Raw genomic sequence first — 15,806 nt, 5'->3', positions numbered from 1 at the left:
GTGCTCCCTGCGTGCGCGGCGGTTACAGCACGGGCTCAGTCGGATGAGGGCGCGGAGGCCGTCGTCCCCGCTGCGGCCCGCTCCGGGCCGGCCTCGCCGCTGTCGGCGCCGTCCGCCGCGGGGCTCGGCCCCTCGGTGAGCTGCACGCGGGGAAGTGCCCGGTCGAGCCACTTGGGAAGCCACCAGTTGGCCGCTCCGAGCAGGCGCATCACCGCCGGTACGACCACGACGCGGATCAGAGTCGCGTCGACGAGGACCGCGACGGCCAGGGCGAATCCCATCTGCTTCACCTCGACCACGCTAGTGATCATGAAGGAAGCGAAGACCACCACCATGATGGCGGCTGCCGCCGTGATGACCTTGGCGGTGTGGACGACCCCGACGGTAACGGCGCGCGTGTTGTCCTTGGTGCGGTCCCACTCCTCCTTCATCCGCGAGATGAGGAACACCTCGTAGTCCATGGACAGACCGAAGAGGACGACGAAGGTCAGGATCGGCAGATAGGCCTGGATGAAGCCGCGGCTGGTGAAGTCCAGCAGCGCCTCGCCCGTGCCGTCCTGGAACACCCAGGTGAGCAGGCCGAACGCGGCTCCCACGGAGAGAAGGTTCATCACGATCGCGCTGAGCGCCAGGACCAGGCTGCGGAAAGCGAGCAGGAGCAGCAGGAAGGACATCCCCAGGATGGCCGTCAGGACCCACGGTGTTCCCCGGTTGATCTCCGCGCCGACATCGATGGTCTGCGCGGTCAGGCCTCCGGTGTCGACCACGAGGCCGCTTTCCGGTCCCGCCGCCTGGGGAGCTGCGGTGTCGCGGATCCAGTGGACGAGATCGATGGTCTCGTCGGAGTCCGGAGCACTCTTGGAGAACACCGTCAGGATCGTGGCCCGGCCCGACGAGTTGACGATGCGGTCAAGCTCTCCCTTGTCGTCGGCGAGCGCGGTGCGCAGGGCGTCCTGGTCCGCGGCGCCGGTCTGTTCCTTGAGCGCGTCAGTGAGCGAAAGGACGCCGTCGACCTGCTTGTTGTCCTTGACCAGTGTGCTGAGCCGGTCCAGGGACTTCAGCCCCGCGTTGTCCAGAGCGCCGTCGGAACTGGTCACGACGACCTGCACCGGGGTGGCCGTCCCCGGGGCGAACTTCTTCGCGACGAGGTTGTAGCCCGCGCCGGCCGGGGCATCGGCGACGGCGCTCGCTCCCACGTCGAAGCCGAGCTTGAGTCCGAACACGGGAGCGGCCGCGAGGAGCAGCACCAGCGTGGCCGTGCCGCCGATGAGCACAGGACGGCGCAGCACCACGCGCGTCCAGCGTGCCCAGACTGAATGCTCGGGGTCCGGGTGCTGAACGGCACGGCGCAGACCGGGAACGGCCAGGCGGTTGATCCTGGTGCCCAGGAGGGCGAGTACGGCGGGCAGGAGCGTCATCGCCACCGCGATCATGACGGCCACCGCCACCATGACGCCCAACGCCATCGACCGGAAGACGGGTGCGCGTACGAGAAGGAGCCCGGCCACCGACACCAGGACGGTGAAACCCGAGAACAGGACGGCCTTGCCCGCGGTCGCCATGGTGGCGCCGACGACCTCGGGGATCGAACGGTCGCCGCGGCTGCCGAGCTCTTCCCGCTGCCGGGTGACCATGAACAGGCAGTAGTCGATACCGAGGGCGAGACCGAGCATGGTGACAACGGCCTGGACGAACGTGTCGAACGTGGTGATGTAGCTGAGAGCCCCCAGGACGCCGAAGGACGTCATGAGCGCGAACACGCCGAGCATCAGCGGCAGGCCCGCGGCGACGAGCGTGCCGAATGCGACGAGCAGGACGAGCAGTGCGATCGGCAGGCCGATCGATTCCGCTCGCGCGAGGTCCTTGTCCTCCTGCTCGACCACCGCCGCGTTCAGCGCACTCGACCCGGTCAGCATCACCTTGATGTCATCGCGCGCGGTGTCATCGAGGGCCTCCTGCAGCTTGGGCGCGACCGCTTGACGGTCACGTTCGTCGCCGGTGAGGCCTGCCAGTACGAGCGCGGTCCGGCCGTCACCGGAGAACTGGGCTTCCCCGCCCGGAGCGTACGGGTCTTCGACGCTGGCCACGCCGTCCTGGTCCTTGAGCCGGTCGATGCCGCGTTCGACGGCGTCGCGGAACGCCGGGTCCTTCACCGAGCGGGTCGCCGAGTCGAAGACCACGACGACGTCCTCGGTGATCGCGCTGTCGAACTCCTCCTTCATGAGCTTCTCGGCGCGAGCGGACTCGGAGCCGGTGATGCTCAGCGAGGAGCCGGTGAGGCTGTCGGTGAACCGGGGGACCAACAGGCCGGCTCCCACCAGCACGACCAGCCAGACGGCCACGACCCGCCAGGCGTGCGCGGCACTCCAGACGCCGAGCCGGTGTAGCAGGGGCGGGGCCGGACGTGCCTGGCCCGGGGTCTTCTGGGGGTTCACCGCGACTCCTTCAAAAAACTCGACTGACCAGTCGGTCGAGGCTCACCATAGCGCTAGACCGACTGGCCGGTCTAGCGCTATCTTGTTGGTGATGAAAACAGTGCTCGATTGCAAAAGCGGCGGGCGCGGAACGACGGGGAAAAGAGGACGGAATGGCGGACGAGCAGCGCAGTGCGGCGCGAAGGCGCCAGATCTTCCAGGCGGCGGCCGTGGTCTTCGCGCGGCAGGGCTACCACGGTGCCCGCATGGACGACATCGTCAAGGAATCAGGGCTGAGCAAAGGCGCTCTGTACTGGTACTTCAAGACCAAGGAAGAGCTGGCGACCGGGCTCGTCCACCAGATGCTGTCCGCCGAGAAGCACGGCATGGATGAACTGATGGCCGCGCCCAGGCCGGCCGCTGAGCGCCTGGAAGAACTGGTCCGCGGGTTCGCCCGGGAACTCACGAAAGACCCCGACAAGGCCCCGCTGGCGCTGGAACTCCTCGCGCTGGCCCAGAACATCCCTGATATCAGGGCCTGTTACAGCGTGCACCACGAGCAGTACACGGAATGCATGCGCACCCTTCTCCTCGAGGTGTGCGAGGCGGAGCCGGACGCGCATGCCGAAGCCGCCCGACGCGCCGACGCGGCGGCCCTCGCCCTGGCGTCGGCAGTCGACGGTCTCACACTGCGCTGGACCCTGGCGCGCACCGCCTTCGATCTGGAGGAAAAGCTCTGGGAGGTCGTCCAGGTCATTGTCCGAGGACTGCTCAGTCACCCGGCGGCGTAGCCGGGCGGGTGTGCGCCGCCCTGAGGACCCGTATCTGATCTGAACTCTGCTGACGGGGCAGTTGAGGCTGTTTGAGTCGCTGGTGGTGCGGGGTTTTGGCCTTGGGGTGCTGCGGATCTGGTAACGGGGAAGCCTGCTGTGCGGGGAAGGCCGGGTTCGTCGCCGACGAGGCAGATCCGCCGCGCCTCGGCCTTTTTTTTGGGGGGGGCGATGCCCGGCACCGTTGGCCGCGCCCTCTGGGATACGGTGCACGCGAAATGACCATCGCCGAGCGCCTTATCGCGCGTCTCCGGGAGGCCGGCCTCGGCCTCCCGGAGGGCTCCCGCCTCGTGCGCGTCTCTCCCCCCCCCCAGCCGCGCCATACGCAACGAAGGGGCGCGGGCACACTGACGCCATGAGCGTTTCTTCATCTCCCGAAGCCCATGCGTCCCGCACCTCCCCGATATGGGTGGAGTCGATGGGCGGGCCTTTGATCGTTGTCCCCGTCTTCGCGTTGGCTGCACGGCGTGGGTGTACGGAGACCGGGGTCATGGCGGGAGACGCCACCGTTCCAGACGACTACGACCGGGCCGGTGGTGGGAACGGGCGAGTTGAAGAGCCGGGCGTGGTCGGCGGTGCCAGCTCACAATCCGGCGAGCAGCCAGACCCAGCCGATCAGTCCAGCGATTCCTATGCTCGCGAAGAACAACGAGAAGAGCAGCCAGCCCGCGATGGGGACCTGCTCTCCCACCATGACCTTGCTCGGATCGTCGGCCATATAGCGTACGACGACCGGGTGGCCGGTCTCGTGTGTACCTGAGTAGTGTTCGAGGCTCTGTCCCACGACTTCGACGCCGTCGCGGGTGGTGAAGCGGACCAGCGCCGCGTACATCTGGTCCCCCTGTGCTTTGCCGGTCCGGAGCATCCCGTCGATCACACCGTGGACCAGAATGCCGTGACGCCGAAGCGCGAATCGGTCCCTGAGGATGAGGACGTTTCCCCACGTGGCAGTACTGCCACCCACTAAGGCAATGCTCGCAGCGGCTGCCGATCCGCCGTCCATAAGCCCCCCAAGGATCGCCTTCCGTGATCCTCCTCCTGCCGTCCGCGTTCCTCAATAGTGCTGTGCGCTCGTGCTTCAGGTCAGACACAACGGTCTCAAGTGGAGTGCAGGGTAAGGCGACTTCCGTCCGCGCGTCGCGCGGACGGAAGGGGTGCTGGGCGGAGGCGATACGCATCGGGGCGGATCCGTGGAGGCGGCCGCCTGGCGGGAGGTCAGTGGCGGCTCGCCCTCGCGAGGAGAGAGTGCAGGTTCGCGACCTCACGCTGCCAACCCGGACCGTCATCAATGCAGGTACGAAGAGTCCTGGCCTGGTCCTTGGAGTTGAGGGAACTCCATATTCTCAGCGAGTCGGCGATCACCTTGAGCTTGTTCCCGAGGGCCCCGGAGTTCTTGCGGACGTACCTGAAGTTCGCGAGGATCTCCTCGTCCCGATCCGTGGCCATGCCCCGCGCATTGATCTGTGCCTTCATCCATTCGGCACGGTCGGCGGCTTCGTGGTACAGGCTGTCTATTTGCCCGGCCAGTGTCGACATCCCGGCGGCGACTCTCTCGATGTCCAGCGTGCGGTAGGAACCGTACGAGTCGTTCATGTCGTAGTGGACGCCGAAGTTCTGCGCGATGTCCATCACTTCATGCAGCGTGTGGTAGGCAAATTCTGTGGTGTGATCGAAGTCCGTACGCCAGAACGCGAATATTCCCCACGCGACCGCCGCGATCTCCTCGGAGGATGCGCCACTCTCCTTGGCCATCTTGAACATCCTGCCGGCCGTGTACGACTGCCCTGCCCAGACCGGGGCCCGCTTCTCACGCGCAAGCTTGGTCGTCTCGGAACCTTCGTTCCGTGTCGACGGGTGCGTCACCGGCTTGTTGTTCTTGTCCCGCTTGCGGCTGCCGTCGTCATGGAACTGAGGATTCTGGCCGCGATCGTCGGCAGTGAGTCGATTGCCTCGCCGGTCCCAGCCGACGGTGCTCATCTTCTCCTGTCCCCTGATGTCTTCGAATGAATTCTTGCCCTGGGTTGGAGGCGTGTGCTGGGACGGGCCGAAGTACTCGGACAGGTCATGCAGGGAGATCATCTTCTCCCTGAGCCCGTACTTCTGAGGCTGCTTCATGACTTCGAGCAGACCACCGCGTTCGATGATGCGAGCGTCCAGGCGTGTTCCGCGTACGTCTTTTCGGAACTTTCCATCGAAATGTGCGAGGTAGGATCCGACGGGCTTCCCCGCCTTTTCGGGGTCATGGTGGCCGTTTTTCATGTACGGCTGTGACTTGATATGGGCGACCCCCCGTACCAGTTCCTTCTCCATCAACTCGACGTTGCGCTCATCCATCATCTTGTTCTGCGGGACGACATCCTTCATGAAGTCGTACAGGCGCAGCAGAAGCACGTTGAGGTGCACGTTCAGGTTTTCATCCCCGTGCATGGCCTTGGCATTGACCTTTTCCTTGTGCCTGTTCTCCTTGGCGTACACCCACCCCATCAGGTTGCGGGCGAGTTCGGCGTAGTCGTTGACCCGGATGTCGTGATTCTTCGCACCGAAGTCCTTGTTGCTTCCCACCCACTTGTTGAGGACCGGGTGCATGCCTATCTCTCCGACAGGCGAGACGATGGCCCTGGCCAGCTGGTACTGGATCCTCTCGCGTTCACCGGCGAATTCCTGAACCTCTTTCGGCGTGAACTCCTTGCGTGCGCGGGCCTGGTTGAACCCCACGTTCACCTGGTTCACCATCGAACGGAGAACCTGCTGCTTGTGCTTGTCCGAGAGATTCTCGGTGTCGCGCTTGTAGACGGCCGTGAGGTCCGTGTCTCCGACCGAAAGGGCTCGCTGCACGCTCGGCGTCGCCGAACGGGCGGCGCTCGCGCCGGTGCCGTGCGGAGGTGAATCGGACCCATCAGAGCCATGCGCGGGGGCAGACGGAAGCGAAGGGCCCATGACACGCCGTGCGGTCGCCTCTGCCGCGATCTCTGAGGCGCCATCCACTTCGGAGACGTTCACCCCATCGCCATAGGGGACGGCCTTGAACGAAGAACCCCTCATGTTCTCTTCGGCGTGCGCGAGTTCATGCGCGACCACGTGCTTGTCGCGCTCGACGCCCTCGTTGAAAACGATATGGGTACCCGCTGTGTACGCCTGCGCACCCAGCTCGGCCGCCGACTTGGCGGCCTCCGTTCCGGTGTGAATACGCACGGAGTCGAAGGTGGAGCCGTCGAAGCGTTGCTCCATCTCTTCGCGCAGAGCGGGATCCATCGGCCGACCCGGCGCACGGAGCACGTCGTGCACGGCCATGCGCTGGACCTGGGGCTCGTCAGACCGCTCGGGCTCCTCTGCGCCTTGGTCCGCCTGGGCAGTCGAGCCGACGGCGCGGCTGACGATTTCACCGACCACGGCGTTGCCGATGTCGCGCTGCAACGCCGTGACCTCTGCCGCGCCCAACGCCCCTGTTTCCGCGCGCTCGTGCTCCTCCTGGTCCGATCCCGACCGAGGTGGCTCCGCCGTCCCGGAATGCCGCAGGAAGGCGGTCACCGCGGCGTTGCCGGCGCTTCGTTGCAGGGCGAGCAGACCTGCCGGAGGTGTCGCCTGCGTCGAGCGAGCCGGCCTTTCCGCCCTCGGCTCGTCGCCGGATCTCTGTCGTGCCTCCATCTTCACTCTCCTTGGAAGGGGTGAGCGCACTGCTGTGCATCCTTAGCGCGGACGGGGTGCACCGCGAAGAGCCTTGAGGGCAGACACCAGGGCAGGTCCGACGGCATGAGGCAGCCCAACAGAGCCTGAAACCAGCTCAGTTCCGCCTGCCGCGACTCACCTCGCGGTGGGTTCCTCAGGTGGCAGCTCACGCTTTCGCGTCGACCACCTCGGCGTCGGCGGACCGGGAGCGGGCCGACTGCGGCCCGTGTTCCGACCGGGTATCAAGCCCTCAGCCCGAGAGGCGACACCTCCATGAAAATCCGCGCGTTCACCCAGCACGACCTGGCACAACTCACCGAACTGACCATCGACACGTTCCGGCCGTTCTACGAGGACTCCTTCCGTCCCTTGGCCCTCGGTGCCGAGGTCGTCGAGATCGACACCGGGGGAGACCGGTTCCACGCACCGGCCCGAGCCCTCTACGAGGCGCTCGGCTGCACGCCCCTCCCACGCACGGTCTACTTCCGCCAGCTCTGACACCTTCCGGGCAGGCGGCCCAGCACCGGCGGTGCGGTCCGCCGGAGAGGTAGGTGCCGATCCTGACGGCCGGGTCGGCACGAGGCGCCGTCGCACCGACGCGTCCAGCAGCGAGTCCGTCAGCACCGCACGTGACAGCATGTTCACCATGGCGAGTACAGGGCAGACGCCCGTCGGCGCACAAGAGGTGGTGGCTGGCCATGGCCAACGCCGGACCGGCACAGGAGAAGAAGCCGTTCTGACGGTGGGGGCGGAGGAGGAGTACCTGCTCGTTGATCCGGTGACACGCCACGTGAGACCGGCGGCGCGGGAGGTGGTGGCGCAAGCCGCGTCCGTACTCGGTCCGAGGGTCGGTACGGAGATAACCCGTTACCAGGTCGAGGTGCGCACCGACCCGCACACCAGTCTCACCGAGTTCGCGGCGCAGCTCCGATCCACCCGGGCGGCCGCCGCACGGGCCGCCGCGCGGCAGGGCCTGCGCATCGTCTCCAGCGGAACCCCCGTGCTCGGTCAGGTCACCCCGGCGCCCCTGACCGCCGGGCCCCGCTATGCCAGGAGTGCCGCGATGTTCGGGGCCCTGGACGACGAGCAGAGTGCCTGTGCCTGCCACATCCACGTCGGTGTGCCCAACCTGGCCACGGCCCTGGAGATCAGCAACCACCTGCGTCCCTGGATTCCCGTCCTCATCGCCCTGACGGCCAATTCGCCGTACTGGGCGGGGCGCGACACCGGGTACGCGAGCTGGCGCACGACGATCTGGGGACGGTGGCCGGTTGCCGGGCCTCCGCCGTACTTCGAGTCCCCTGACCATTTCGAGGGCCTGGTCAGTGGTCTTCTCACCACGGGCGCGGTCATGGATCGCGGCGGCCTGTACTGGGACATCAGGCCCTCACACCACGTCCCCACGCTGGAGTTCCGCGCAGCCGACGCGAGCACCACGGCGGGCGAGACGGTACTGCTTGCCGGTCTCGCCAGGGCGATGGTCGCCACCGCCCTGCGCGCCGTCGACGCCGGGGAGCGGGCGCCTCGTCCTGGGGCGGAGATGCTGCGGGCCGCCTGCTGGCGTGCTGCCCGAGACGGCCTCGGCGGTGACGGCATCGACCTGCCCACCGGCCGCCTCACGCCCTTCACCGATCAGGTCGACCGGCTGTTGGTCCGGCTGACGCCCGCGCTGCGCGATCACGGCGACATCGAGCTCGTCCGCACGCTCTGGACACGCCTACGGGCAGACGGCAGCGGAGCGGACCGCTAACGCGCCGCCTATCAACGCCGCGCCAGTCTCACCGACGTTGTCGACCACCTCATCTCGACCAGCCTGACGCCGTCACCTTCTTCGAGTATGCGCCCTCGCGCCCTCGCGCCACCGTGACCGCCCGATAGCCCGTCAGGGCCGCGTGGTGTGTAGTTGCACATGCCGTAGCGGCATGTGGTGTCGTCGAGGGCACCACAGCACGAAAGGCCCTGTCTGCGATGTACCCCTCCGCCATGCCGCCCCGCGACGTCAAGATCGGCGATGCCGCCGCCTTCGCCGGAACCACCCCGCGCGCCATCCGTCACTACCACCAGATCGGTCTGCTGCCGGAGCCCGAGCGAGGTGGAGACGGACGCCGCCGCTACGGCTACGACGACATGATCCGCCTGCTGTGGATCCGCAAGATGTCCGAGGCCGGCATCAGCCTGGACGACATGCGGGCGGCCTTCGACGAAGCCCGGGACGTCGAGGACGTCCTGGGCCGGCTGGAGGAGACCCTGGCCGCCCAGGAGGCCGACATCAAGCGTCAGCGCGCGGCAGTCCAGCGCCTGCGGGCCGTGGGCAGCCCGCTGGGTTTGCTCTCCCCGTTGGTCACGGACCGGCTCAGCCACCTGCCTTCCGGTGCGCTGCGCCCCTCCGACCTGGACGCCCTGCTGGTCACGGAACGGATCTTCGGGCCGCTGGGAGCCGCGATTCAGGCCAGCGTGTTCATCGTCCTGGCGACCCATCCGGGCCTACGGGCCGAGGCGGACCGCCTCGACGCGGCCGACGCCGCCCTCGATGACACCGTCGACCCCCACGACCCGCGGGTCGAGGAACTCGCCGTGCGGCACGCCGCCCACCACAAGGCCCTGCTCCAGGCCATTGAAGCGGCCGGCCTCGACGTGGCCGAGGAGAAGCTCTTCGAGATCGACGACGCCGAGGCGAGCGGCGCGGAGGACACCCAGATGAGTGCCTTCGAAGCGGTGACCAAGATGCCCTACGGCTTCTCCGCGGCCCGGACGCGGTGCATGGAACTCACGGTACGGCTCCTTGACGGGGACCTCGCCGCAGGCAGCTGATCGCTGGTGTGGCTGTGCGTGAGGAACCCGGCCGGTGCCGTGCCGGTGCTATCGCCGGATGACCGAGCGAATCCAGGAGAGTTGCTGGGACACTTCCCCGGCCTCGGCGCTCTTCTCCCGGTCGGAGCCGTTGAAGACGCCGATGAGGGTTTCGGTGCCTCGCGGGCCAACGGTCATCACCGGGCCTCCGGAGTCGCCCCCGGCGGGAATTCCGCGCACCTTCTTCATGCAGAAGTCGGGGCCGCCCGGTGCGGTGTGACCCGCGCACAGGGGGTCGTTGGGCCGTACGACCTTCAAGTCCGACTGCTTGAGTACGGGGGACTGGCAGGCGCTCTCGTCCGTGGTGCAGGTGGCGCCCCACCCGTACTGCCGCACGGCCTGGCCGCGGTGGACGCCGACCGTGGCCAGGCGTGCCGTGGGGATGTTCATCGGCGGGACCTTCACGAGCATCATGTCGGCGTGCGCGCTGCCCACGCGCTTGTGGGGGACGGGGCGGACCGTGGTGCCCCTCCGCATGTCGAGATTGCCGACTCGGAAGGAGATCCGCTTGTCGGCGACCGGCAGCGCCTGCTCGTAGAAGCAGTGTGAGGCGGTGAGGATCCACTGGCGAGCGACCGCTGTCCCGGTGCACGCCGGTTTGCCGTCAACGAGCATGCGTACCGCCCACGGGCCGTAGGTGCTCTTTGATCCGCCGATGACGGCGAAGGCCGGGGCCGACGACATCACCGAGCCCGTGACCAGCAGGAGGACAGTCAGTAGCAGTACACGAAAGCGACGCATTATGCAGAGCAACTCCTCGGAGGGGTACAGCCGTACAGGTAGTGAGAGCCCCTGCTGAGCAAAAGCGTTCCGCACGAGCGGGGTGCGGGTTCACATCAGGAGGCGTCCGGGTACGTGCCGTCTCCCAGGTCAGGGTCCGGCAGTACGCCCGCGGGGTCGCGGAGGGCGACCCTGCGGCCGTCCAGTCGCAGTCGGCGCAGGCCTTCGAGCGACATGCGGCGTCCGACGTCGGAGAACGAATGCACCCTGGTGACGTCCAGAACCACGTCGGTCGTGCCGTCCGATTCGGCCATCAGGTCCAAGAGTTCCGAAGCGGCGGTGAGTTGGACGTTGCCCCGCAGGGTGAAGGTGACCGTGCCCCGTGACTCGCTCACGTCGACGGCGTCGAGTCGGCCACGGGCGGAGGAGAACAGGTGCATTCCCATGTCCCGGGAGAGCCGTTCGAAGACGAGGCGTCCTCGCCGGCTGTTGCCGTGGGAGTCCAGGCGCGGGGAGAACGTGCCGATGCCCACGAGGTCGGGCAGGACGCCGACGATGCCCCCTGCGACGCCGCTCTTGGCGGGGATGCCCACTCGGGTGAGCCAGTCGCCTGCCGCGTCGTACATCCCGGCCGCGGCCATCACGGCCATGACGTGCTGAGCGATGTCGGGGGCCATCACCCGTTCGCCGGTGACGGGTTGGATGCCTCCGGTGGCGAGCGTCGCGGCCATCACCGAGAGGTCGCGGACGCTGACCAGGATCGAGCACTGGCGCGTGTATCCCTCGACGACGGAGGGCACGTCCCTGTCGAGGATGCCGTAGGTGCGCAGCATGTGGGCGATGGCGAGGTTGCGGTGCGCGGAGGCGAGTTCTGAGGCGCACACACGCTCGTCGATCTGTAGATCCCGGCCCGCGAGGCGGGAGAAGAACGCCACGGCACGGTCGACGCGATCGTCCTGGCCTGCATCCGGGCCGACCAGGAGCGCGTGCGTGGTGATGGCTCCGGCGTTGATCATGGGATTCATCGGCCGGTGGGTGCCGCCTTCGAGGGAGAGCTCGTTGAAGGCCTCGCCGGACGGCTCGACCCCGACGGCATCCAGGACGCGGTCGAGGCCACGGTCGATGACGGCGGCCGCGTAGGCGAACGGCTTGGAGATCGACTGGATGGAGAACTCCGTGTCGGCGTCGCCCGCGGCGTACGTGCGACCGAGCGTCGTGGTCAGCGCCATGCCGAAACGTTCCGGATCGGCCTCGGCGAGCTCGGGGATGTAGTCGGCGTTGGCGCCGCCGGTGTCGGCACGCAGGCTGTCGAGCACTTCGTCCAGGTAGTCGGGCACGGGAGTCTTCATGAGGCAGGTCCTTCTGTCGCGAGCGCGGCACGGTCAGCGAGTACGGCCGCGGGGCTTGAGCGGGGTCACCGGCAGGGCGGGGGCGGGCAACGGCGGGCCGTCGTAGCCGTGGACCGTCCCGAAACGGTCACCTGCCGTCCAGGCCGCGCGCCCCTCGGCAATCTCCTCCTGGGTTCGTCCGATGAGGTTCCACCACATGACGATCTTCTCTTCGAACGGTTCCCCTCCGAGAAGCAGCAGCCCGGCGTCGCTGAGCGCGCGCAGCGGCGGCTCGGAGCGGCCGGAGCCCAAATAGAGCATGGAGCCGGGTTCGAGACCTACCCCGTCGACTTCGGTGGCCCCGGACATCGTCAGTACGGCGTATTCGAAGTCCGGCTCCACCGGCAGCCGTACGTCCGCGCCTTCGGCGAGCGTGAGGTCCGCGCCGACCAGCGGCGTATACGTGCTGCCCGGCGAAACCGCGCCGTCCAGTCCGCCCAGGACGACGGTGGCCGTCAGCCTCGGGGCCGTGACGACCGGCAGGTCGACGTGGTGCTCGAAACGGGGCGCGGTGTGCCGGTGGCGGTCGGCCCGACGTCATCAGGCCGAGCTGGCGAGGGCGCAGGTTCTGCACGCAGCCGACGCTGTCGCGGTGCAGAACCTCGCCTTCGTGCAGCCAACTCACCGTCTGTAGGCCCATGTGCGGGTGGGGCGGCATCTGGATGCCGGGCTCGTCGGCGATGTCGTCGGGGCCGTAGTGGTCGACGAAGCACCAGGCGCCCACCATCCGTCGCCCCAAGTTCGGCAGCAGCCTGCGCACGGCCGTACTGCCCAGGCTCGCCTCGCGCGGGTTCAGCAGCTCTCTGACGGGTTCCGCGGACACATCGGCCCGGCCGCCGCACTGACGGAGGCCGGGCTGGAGGTCGAGGTCACTCATGACGGTCGCGTCCCTTCGGTCTGTTCCGTCTCCGGCACGGCCCGCGTCACAGCCCGAACCGCGCCCGTTGCTCCTGCGGCACCAGGTCGGCAGAAGGGAAGCACCGCGAGCCCTTGCTCTCTGGCCGCGTCGAGGGCCGCGCGGGCGAGTACGCCGCCGAGGCCCCTGCCTTCGAACCGCGGATCGATCTCCGTATGAATGAAGACGATCTCGGTCCCGTACCGGTGGTACTCGGTAAAACCGGCGAGTTTGCGGCGCCGTTCCTCCGCGCGAGGAGACGGCTTCCGCGGCAAGAGAACCATCTGCGTAGTTGATACGTCAACCGGAGTTTGTGGAGGTGCTCGCGAGGGTGTCGACGTGATGGTTGACGGGTTGGCGATCTTGGATTACGGTCACCGTTGACACGTCAACCACATCTGCACTCTTCTCGTGCGGGCATGGGATCGAATTTGCTCGGCTGAGGGCTGGCCGGAATTCGGATCGGCTAGTCGGGCTGCTTCTTCATGTGTTCGAGGACGCGGTTCGAGATCCGGGCGAGCGTATCCAGCTCTTCCTGGGTGAGGGCGTCGATGAACAGTCGGCGGACGTGTGCGACGTGCGTGGGGGCGGCTTCTTCGATCGCCTTGTAACCGGCCGGGGTGGCCACGATGAACGCTCCGCGTCCGTCGTCGGGGCATTCTTCCTTGCTCACCAGTCCGCGGTTCGTCATCCGCCTGACCTGGTGGGACATGCGGCTCTTCTCCCACTCCACCGAATTGGCCAGGTCCAGGAAGCGCATGCGTCCGCCGCCCCGTTCGGTGAGGCTCACCAGTACGAGGTAGTCGGCGGCGGACATGTGGGAGTCGGCCTGGACCCGGCGGGAGAGTCGCCCGATGAGCGTCTCCTGCATGCGGATGAAACTGTCCCAGGCGGCCTTCTGCTCCGGGTTCAGCCAGCGAGGTGTTGCGTTCATCGATGGAGTGTAGCGAGAACGTTGACACCTCATCTATCCCGTTGACGTGGTCGATTCCGCGCGATGTCCGGAATGTCTAAAGGTGGTTGACGTGTCAACCGGCTGACATTAATGTCGGCGCCACGTCATCCAGTCGGGTCGAGGGGGGCCTCTCCCGGAGCTCTCCCGTTCATCCCCGCACACGTGAAATATCCCCGCACACACGAAGCACCCGGAGAGGGATCTCATGAGCAATGCAGCGAAATCCGGACTGCAAGCACTGTTGACGCCGGAGGACAGTGTCGTCGTGCTGATCGACCATCAGCCGTTCCAGTTCGCCAACTTGAACAGCCATGAACCCACGATGATCGTGAACAACGTTGTCGGCCTCGCCAAGGCCGCCAAGGTGTTCGACGTGCCGACCATCCTGACGACCGTGGTGGAGGAGCGCGGCGGCTACCTCATCAAGGGGCTGCAGGACGTGTTCCCGGAGCAGAAGCCGATCAACAGGACCTTCATCAACACCTGGGAGGACGAACGCGTCGTCGATGCCGTCAAGGCGACAGGACGCAAGAAGCTGATCATCGCCGGCCTCTGGACGGAGATGTGTGTCGCGATGCCCGCGATACAGGCGGCGGGGGAGGGCTTCGAGGTCTTCGCCGTCACCGACGCCTCGGGCGGTGCCTCGAAGGAAGCCCACGACATGGCCGTGCGGCGCATGGTCCAGGCGGGCGTCGTACCGATCACCTGGATGGCCGTGCTGGGCGAGTGGCAGCGCGACTGGGCCCGTGAGAAGACCGTGCCGGGCGTCGCCGAGGTCCAGGCGGAGCACGGTGGTGCCAGTGGTGTGGCCTTCGCCTGGGAGATGCAGCTCTTGGCCACGCCCACTGGCAGCCAGGCCTGACATTCCGACGGCCCGCTTTCGATGGGCCGAACCAGGCGGTCAGTACCGCAGGACCGCCGCGATCCGGCCCCGGTCGGCGAGCGTTCCCTCGGTCAGGAAGCGGACCTGGGCTCCGGCGTCCAGGGCGCGCTCGACGATCTCGTCCACGATGTCGTCGCGTGCGTCGAGGTCGCCGCTCTCCGCGGGGACGAGGTGGCCTCCGTGGTCGCGTACGGTCGCCCGGTAGCTGTCCTCCACGGCGAGGAGGCCGACCCGGCCGGTCATCGCGTTCTGCCGGACCTCGTCGAGTCCGGCCGCGTACTGCTTGCGGCCCTGGGCGCCGTCCAACTCCTTGAGCGCGGCGTCCTGTTCGGCCTTGGCGCGGTCCGCGAGCGCGGGCAGGACCGCCTCGTGGACCGCGGCCGCGGGCCCCTGCGCCAGGCCGCCGTGCCGGATCGGCGTCGCCCCGTCGGCCGCCGAGCCGACGGCGTCGAGCAGGGAGAGGGCCGCGGCCTCGCCCGCCACGAACAGCGGCCGCGGCGCGGCGCCGAGCACGGCCGCGAGCGCACGGTCGGCCTCGCGCAGGAACGTGCGGGTCTGCTCGTCCTGGAACGTGCTCGGCAGGTCGCCGATCCGCTCCTTGCGCTGGGCGTCGGGGTCCTCCAGGTCCCGCGTCAGCGGAAAGCCGTCGGCCCGGTGCTCGGTGACGCGCTCGGGCGTGCCGCTCCAGAGGGTGACGCGGTCCGCGGAGACGGCGAGGACCCAGTACGGGCGCTCGGCGGCCTGGGCCGCCACGAGGTTGCGGGTCAGGAACGTGTCCGCGAGCACGACGCGCGCGGGCACGGACCTGGCCAGGGACCACACCTGGTGCTCCCCGGGCGCCGCGAGGACGACGAGGCCGTCCTCGGCGTGCACCAGGTCCACCTCGTCCAGTGCCTTGTCCAGCTGCCCCGCGACGTCGGCCGCGCGCTCCGCGGTGACGGCCGGGTCGGCGCGCAGCCGCTCCTTGGCCTCGGCCAGGAGGTTGCGCAGGCGTACCGGGTCCTGTGCGTTGTCCGGTTCTCTGCGATGTGTCGGCAGGACGACCGTGACGGCGGGATAGGTACGGGGCTGCCGCAGCTCGGCCAGCGTGGCGGGGGTCAGTGAGCGGTGCATGAGGGCCCTTCCGGGACGGGGGTGTCCTGCACGGCCTGAAGTGGCTTCGACGAGCCGAAGCCGAGGTGGCTTCGGTGACCCAAAGAACGATA

The 15,806-nt window shown here is 67.9% G+C and carries 13 protein-coding genes and 2 pseudogenes; 6 read left to right on the top strand and 9 right to left on the bottom strand.

The features are described from left to right. Positions 1-35: 35 nt before the first annotated feature. The gene (locus tag CP970_RS03920; protein WP_055546938.1) at positions 36-2,435 is read right to left on the bottom strand and encodes an MMPL family transporter; all 2,400 of its coding nucleotides are present in this window, start codon (positions 2,433-2,435) and stop codon (positions 36-38) included. A gap of 152 nt (positions 2,436-2,587) precedes the next feature. On the opposite strand from CP970_RS03920, the gene CP970_RS03915 reads away from it, so the two are divergent. Continuing rightward, positions 2,588-3,205, top strand: coding sequence for a TetR/AcrR family transcriptional regulator (locus CP970_RS03915; protein ID WP_055546940.1), 618 nt, complete (start codon positions 2,588-2,590; stop codon positions 3,203-3,205). 394 nt (positions 3,206-3,599) lie between these two features. Beyond that, positions 3,600-3,725 (top strand): annotated as a pseudogene (locus tag CP970_RS45755) (hypothetical protein); the annotation flags it as partial. A gap of 102 nt (positions 3,726-3,827) precedes the next feature. Here the strand turns inward: CP970_RS45755 and CP970_RS44005 are convergent. Together CP970_RS44005 and CP970_RS03905 are read right to left on the bottom strand one after the other, a co-directional pair. Then, positions 3,828-4,121, bottom strand: coding sequence for a DUF3592 domain-containing protein (locus tag CP970_RS44005; RefSeq protein WP_169801225.1), 294 nt, complete (start codon positions 4,119-4,121; stop codon positions 3,828-3,830). Between the two features lie 338 nt (positions 4,122-4,459). Further along, positions 4,460-6,889, bottom strand: a complete 2,430-nt coding sequence (locus CP970_RS03905; protein ID WP_079043469.1) for an eCIS core domain-containing protein — start codon at positions 6,887-6,889, stop codon at positions 4,460-4,462. A 294-nt stretch (positions 6,890-7,183) separates the two neighbouring features. On the opposite strand from CP970_RS03905, the gene CP970_RS03900 reads away from it, so the two are divergent. The 3 genes from CP970_RS03900 to CP970_RS03890 all read left to right on the top strand — a co-directional run bounded on the left by CP970_RS03900 (position 7,184) and on the right by CP970_RS03890 (position 9,721). Continuing rightward, complete coding sequence (locus CP970_RS03900; protein WP_055546946.1) at positions 7,184-7,408, top strand: hypothetical protein; 225 nt, start codon at positions 7,184-7,186, stop codon at positions 7,406-7,408. Between the two features lie 148 nt (positions 7,409-7,556). After that, a complete protein-coding gene (locus CP970_RS03895; protein ID WP_079043473.1) occupies positions 7,557-8,660 on the top strand; it encodes a carboxylate-amine ligase in 1,104 nt (367 codons plus the stop codon). A gap of 218 nt (positions 8,661-8,878) precedes the next feature. Further along, on the top strand, positions 8,879-9,721 hold the full coding sequence (locus CP970_RS03890; RefSeq protein ID WP_055546948.1) for a MerR family transcriptional regulator: 843 nt from the start codon (positions 8,879-8,881) through the stop codon (positions 9,719-9,721). Positions 9,722-9,769: 48 nt separating this feature from the next. Here CP970_RS03890 and CP970_RS03885 read toward each other — a convergent pair whose 3' ends face one another. The 5 genes and pseudogenes from CP970_RS03885 to CP970_RS03865 form a co-directional block, all read right to left on the bottom strand. After that, complete coding sequence (locus CP970_RS03885; protein WP_055546950.1) at positions 9,770-10,501, bottom strand: S1 family peptidase; 732 nt, start codon at positions 10,499-10,501, stop codon at positions 9,770-9,772. A 95-nt stretch (positions 10,502-10,596) separates the two neighbouring features. Continuing rightward, positions 10,597-11,829: a glutaminase gene (locus tag CP970_RS03880; protein WP_055546952.1), complete on the bottom strand. Its 1,233-nt coding sequence runs from the start codon at positions 11,827-11,829 to the stop codon at positions 10,597-10,599. A 33-nt stretch (positions 11,830-11,862) separates the two neighbouring features. Then, positions 11,863-12,745: pseudogene (locus CP970_RS03875) on the bottom strand (pirin family protein). Continuing rightward, positions 12,742-13,047, bottom strand: coding sequence for a GNAT family N-acetyltransferase (locus tag CP970_RS03870; RefSeq protein WP_107098918.1), 306 nt, complete (start codon positions 13,045-13,047; stop codon positions 12,742-12,744). The pseudogene CP970_RS03875 and the gene CP970_RS03870 overlap by 4 nt, the downstream one beginning before the upstream one ends. A 182-nt stretch (positions 13,048-13,229) precedes the next feature. After that, positions 13,230-13,697, bottom strand: a complete 468-nt coding sequence (locus CP970_RS03865; protein WP_055546954.1) for a MarR family winged helix-turn-helix transcriptional regulator — start codon at positions 13,695-13,697, stop codon at positions 13,230-13,232. 226 nt (positions 13,698-13,923) lie between these two features. On the opposite strand from CP970_RS03865, the gene CP970_RS03860 reads away from it, so the two are divergent. Further along, on the top strand, positions 13,924-14,580 hold the full coding sequence (locus CP970_RS03860; protein WP_055546956.1) for a hydrolase: 657 nt from the start codon (positions 13,924-13,926) through the stop codon (positions 14,578-14,580). A gap of 39 nt (positions 14,581-14,619) precedes the next feature. Here the strand turns inward: CP970_RS03860 and CP970_RS03855 are convergent, their stop codons facing one another. Next, positions 14,620-15,714 (bottom strand): baeRF3 domain-containing protein, encoded by a 1,095-nt coding sequence (locus CP970_RS03855; protein ID WP_055546957.1) that lies wholly within the window; start codon positions 15,712-15,714, stop codon positions 14,620-14,622. Positions 15,715-15,806: the final 92 nt, after the last annotated feature.

It is taken from the genome of Streptomyces kanamyceticus, from assembly GCF_008704495.1.
Taxonomy (GTDB): Bacteria; Actinomycetota; Actinomycetes; order Streptomycetales; family Streptomycetaceae; genus Streptomyces; species Streptomyces kanamyceticus.
The sequence above is the reverse complement of the archived record's forward strand: the minus strand, read 5'-3'. Positions and strand labels throughout refer to the sequence as shown.

Coding starts and splice junctions, on each gene's coding strand:
- CP970_RS03915 (WP_055546940.1), top strand. CDS start 2,588: ATGGCGGACGAGCAGCGCAGTGCGGCGCGAAGGCGCCAGATCTTCCAG.
- CP970_RS03905 (WP_079043469.1), bottom strand. CDS start 6,889: ATGGAGGCACGACAGAGATCCGGCGACGAGCCGAGGGCGGAAAGGCCG.
- CP970_RS03900 (WP_055546946.1), top strand. CDS start 7,184: ATGAAAATCCGCGCGTTCACCCAGCACGACCTGGCACAACTCACCGAA.
- CP970_RS03895 (WP_079043473.1), top strand. CDS start 7,557: ATGGCGAGTACAGGGCAGACGCCCGTCGGCGCACAAGAGGTGGTGGCT.
- CP970_RS03890 (WP_055546948.1), top strand. CDS start 8,879: ATGTACCCCTCCGCCATGCCGCCCCGCGACGTCAAGATCGGCGATGCC.
- CP970_RS03885 (WP_055546950.1), bottom strand. CDS start 10,501: ATGCGTCGCTTTCGTGTACTGCTACTGACTGTCCTCCTGCTGGTCACG.
- CP970_RS03880 (WP_055546952.1), bottom strand. CDS start 11,829: ATGAAGACTCCCGTGCCCGACTACCTGGACGAAGTGCTCGACAGCCTG.
- CP970_RS03870 (WP_107098918.1), bottom strand. CDS start 13,047: ATGGTTCTCTTGCCGCGGAAGCCGTCTCCTCGCGCGGAGGAACGGCGC.
- CP970_RS03865 (WP_055546954.1), bottom strand. CDS start 13,697: ATGAACGCAACACCTCGCTGGCTGAACCCGGAGCAGAAGGCCGCCTGG.
- CP970_RS03860 (WP_055546956.1), top strand. CDS start 13,924: ATGAGCAATGCAGCGAAATCCGGACTGCAAGCACTGTTGACGCCGGAG.
- CP970_RS03855 (WP_055546957.1), bottom strand. CDS start 15,714: ATGCACCGCTCACTGACCCCCGCCACGCTGGCCGAGCTGCGGCAGCCC.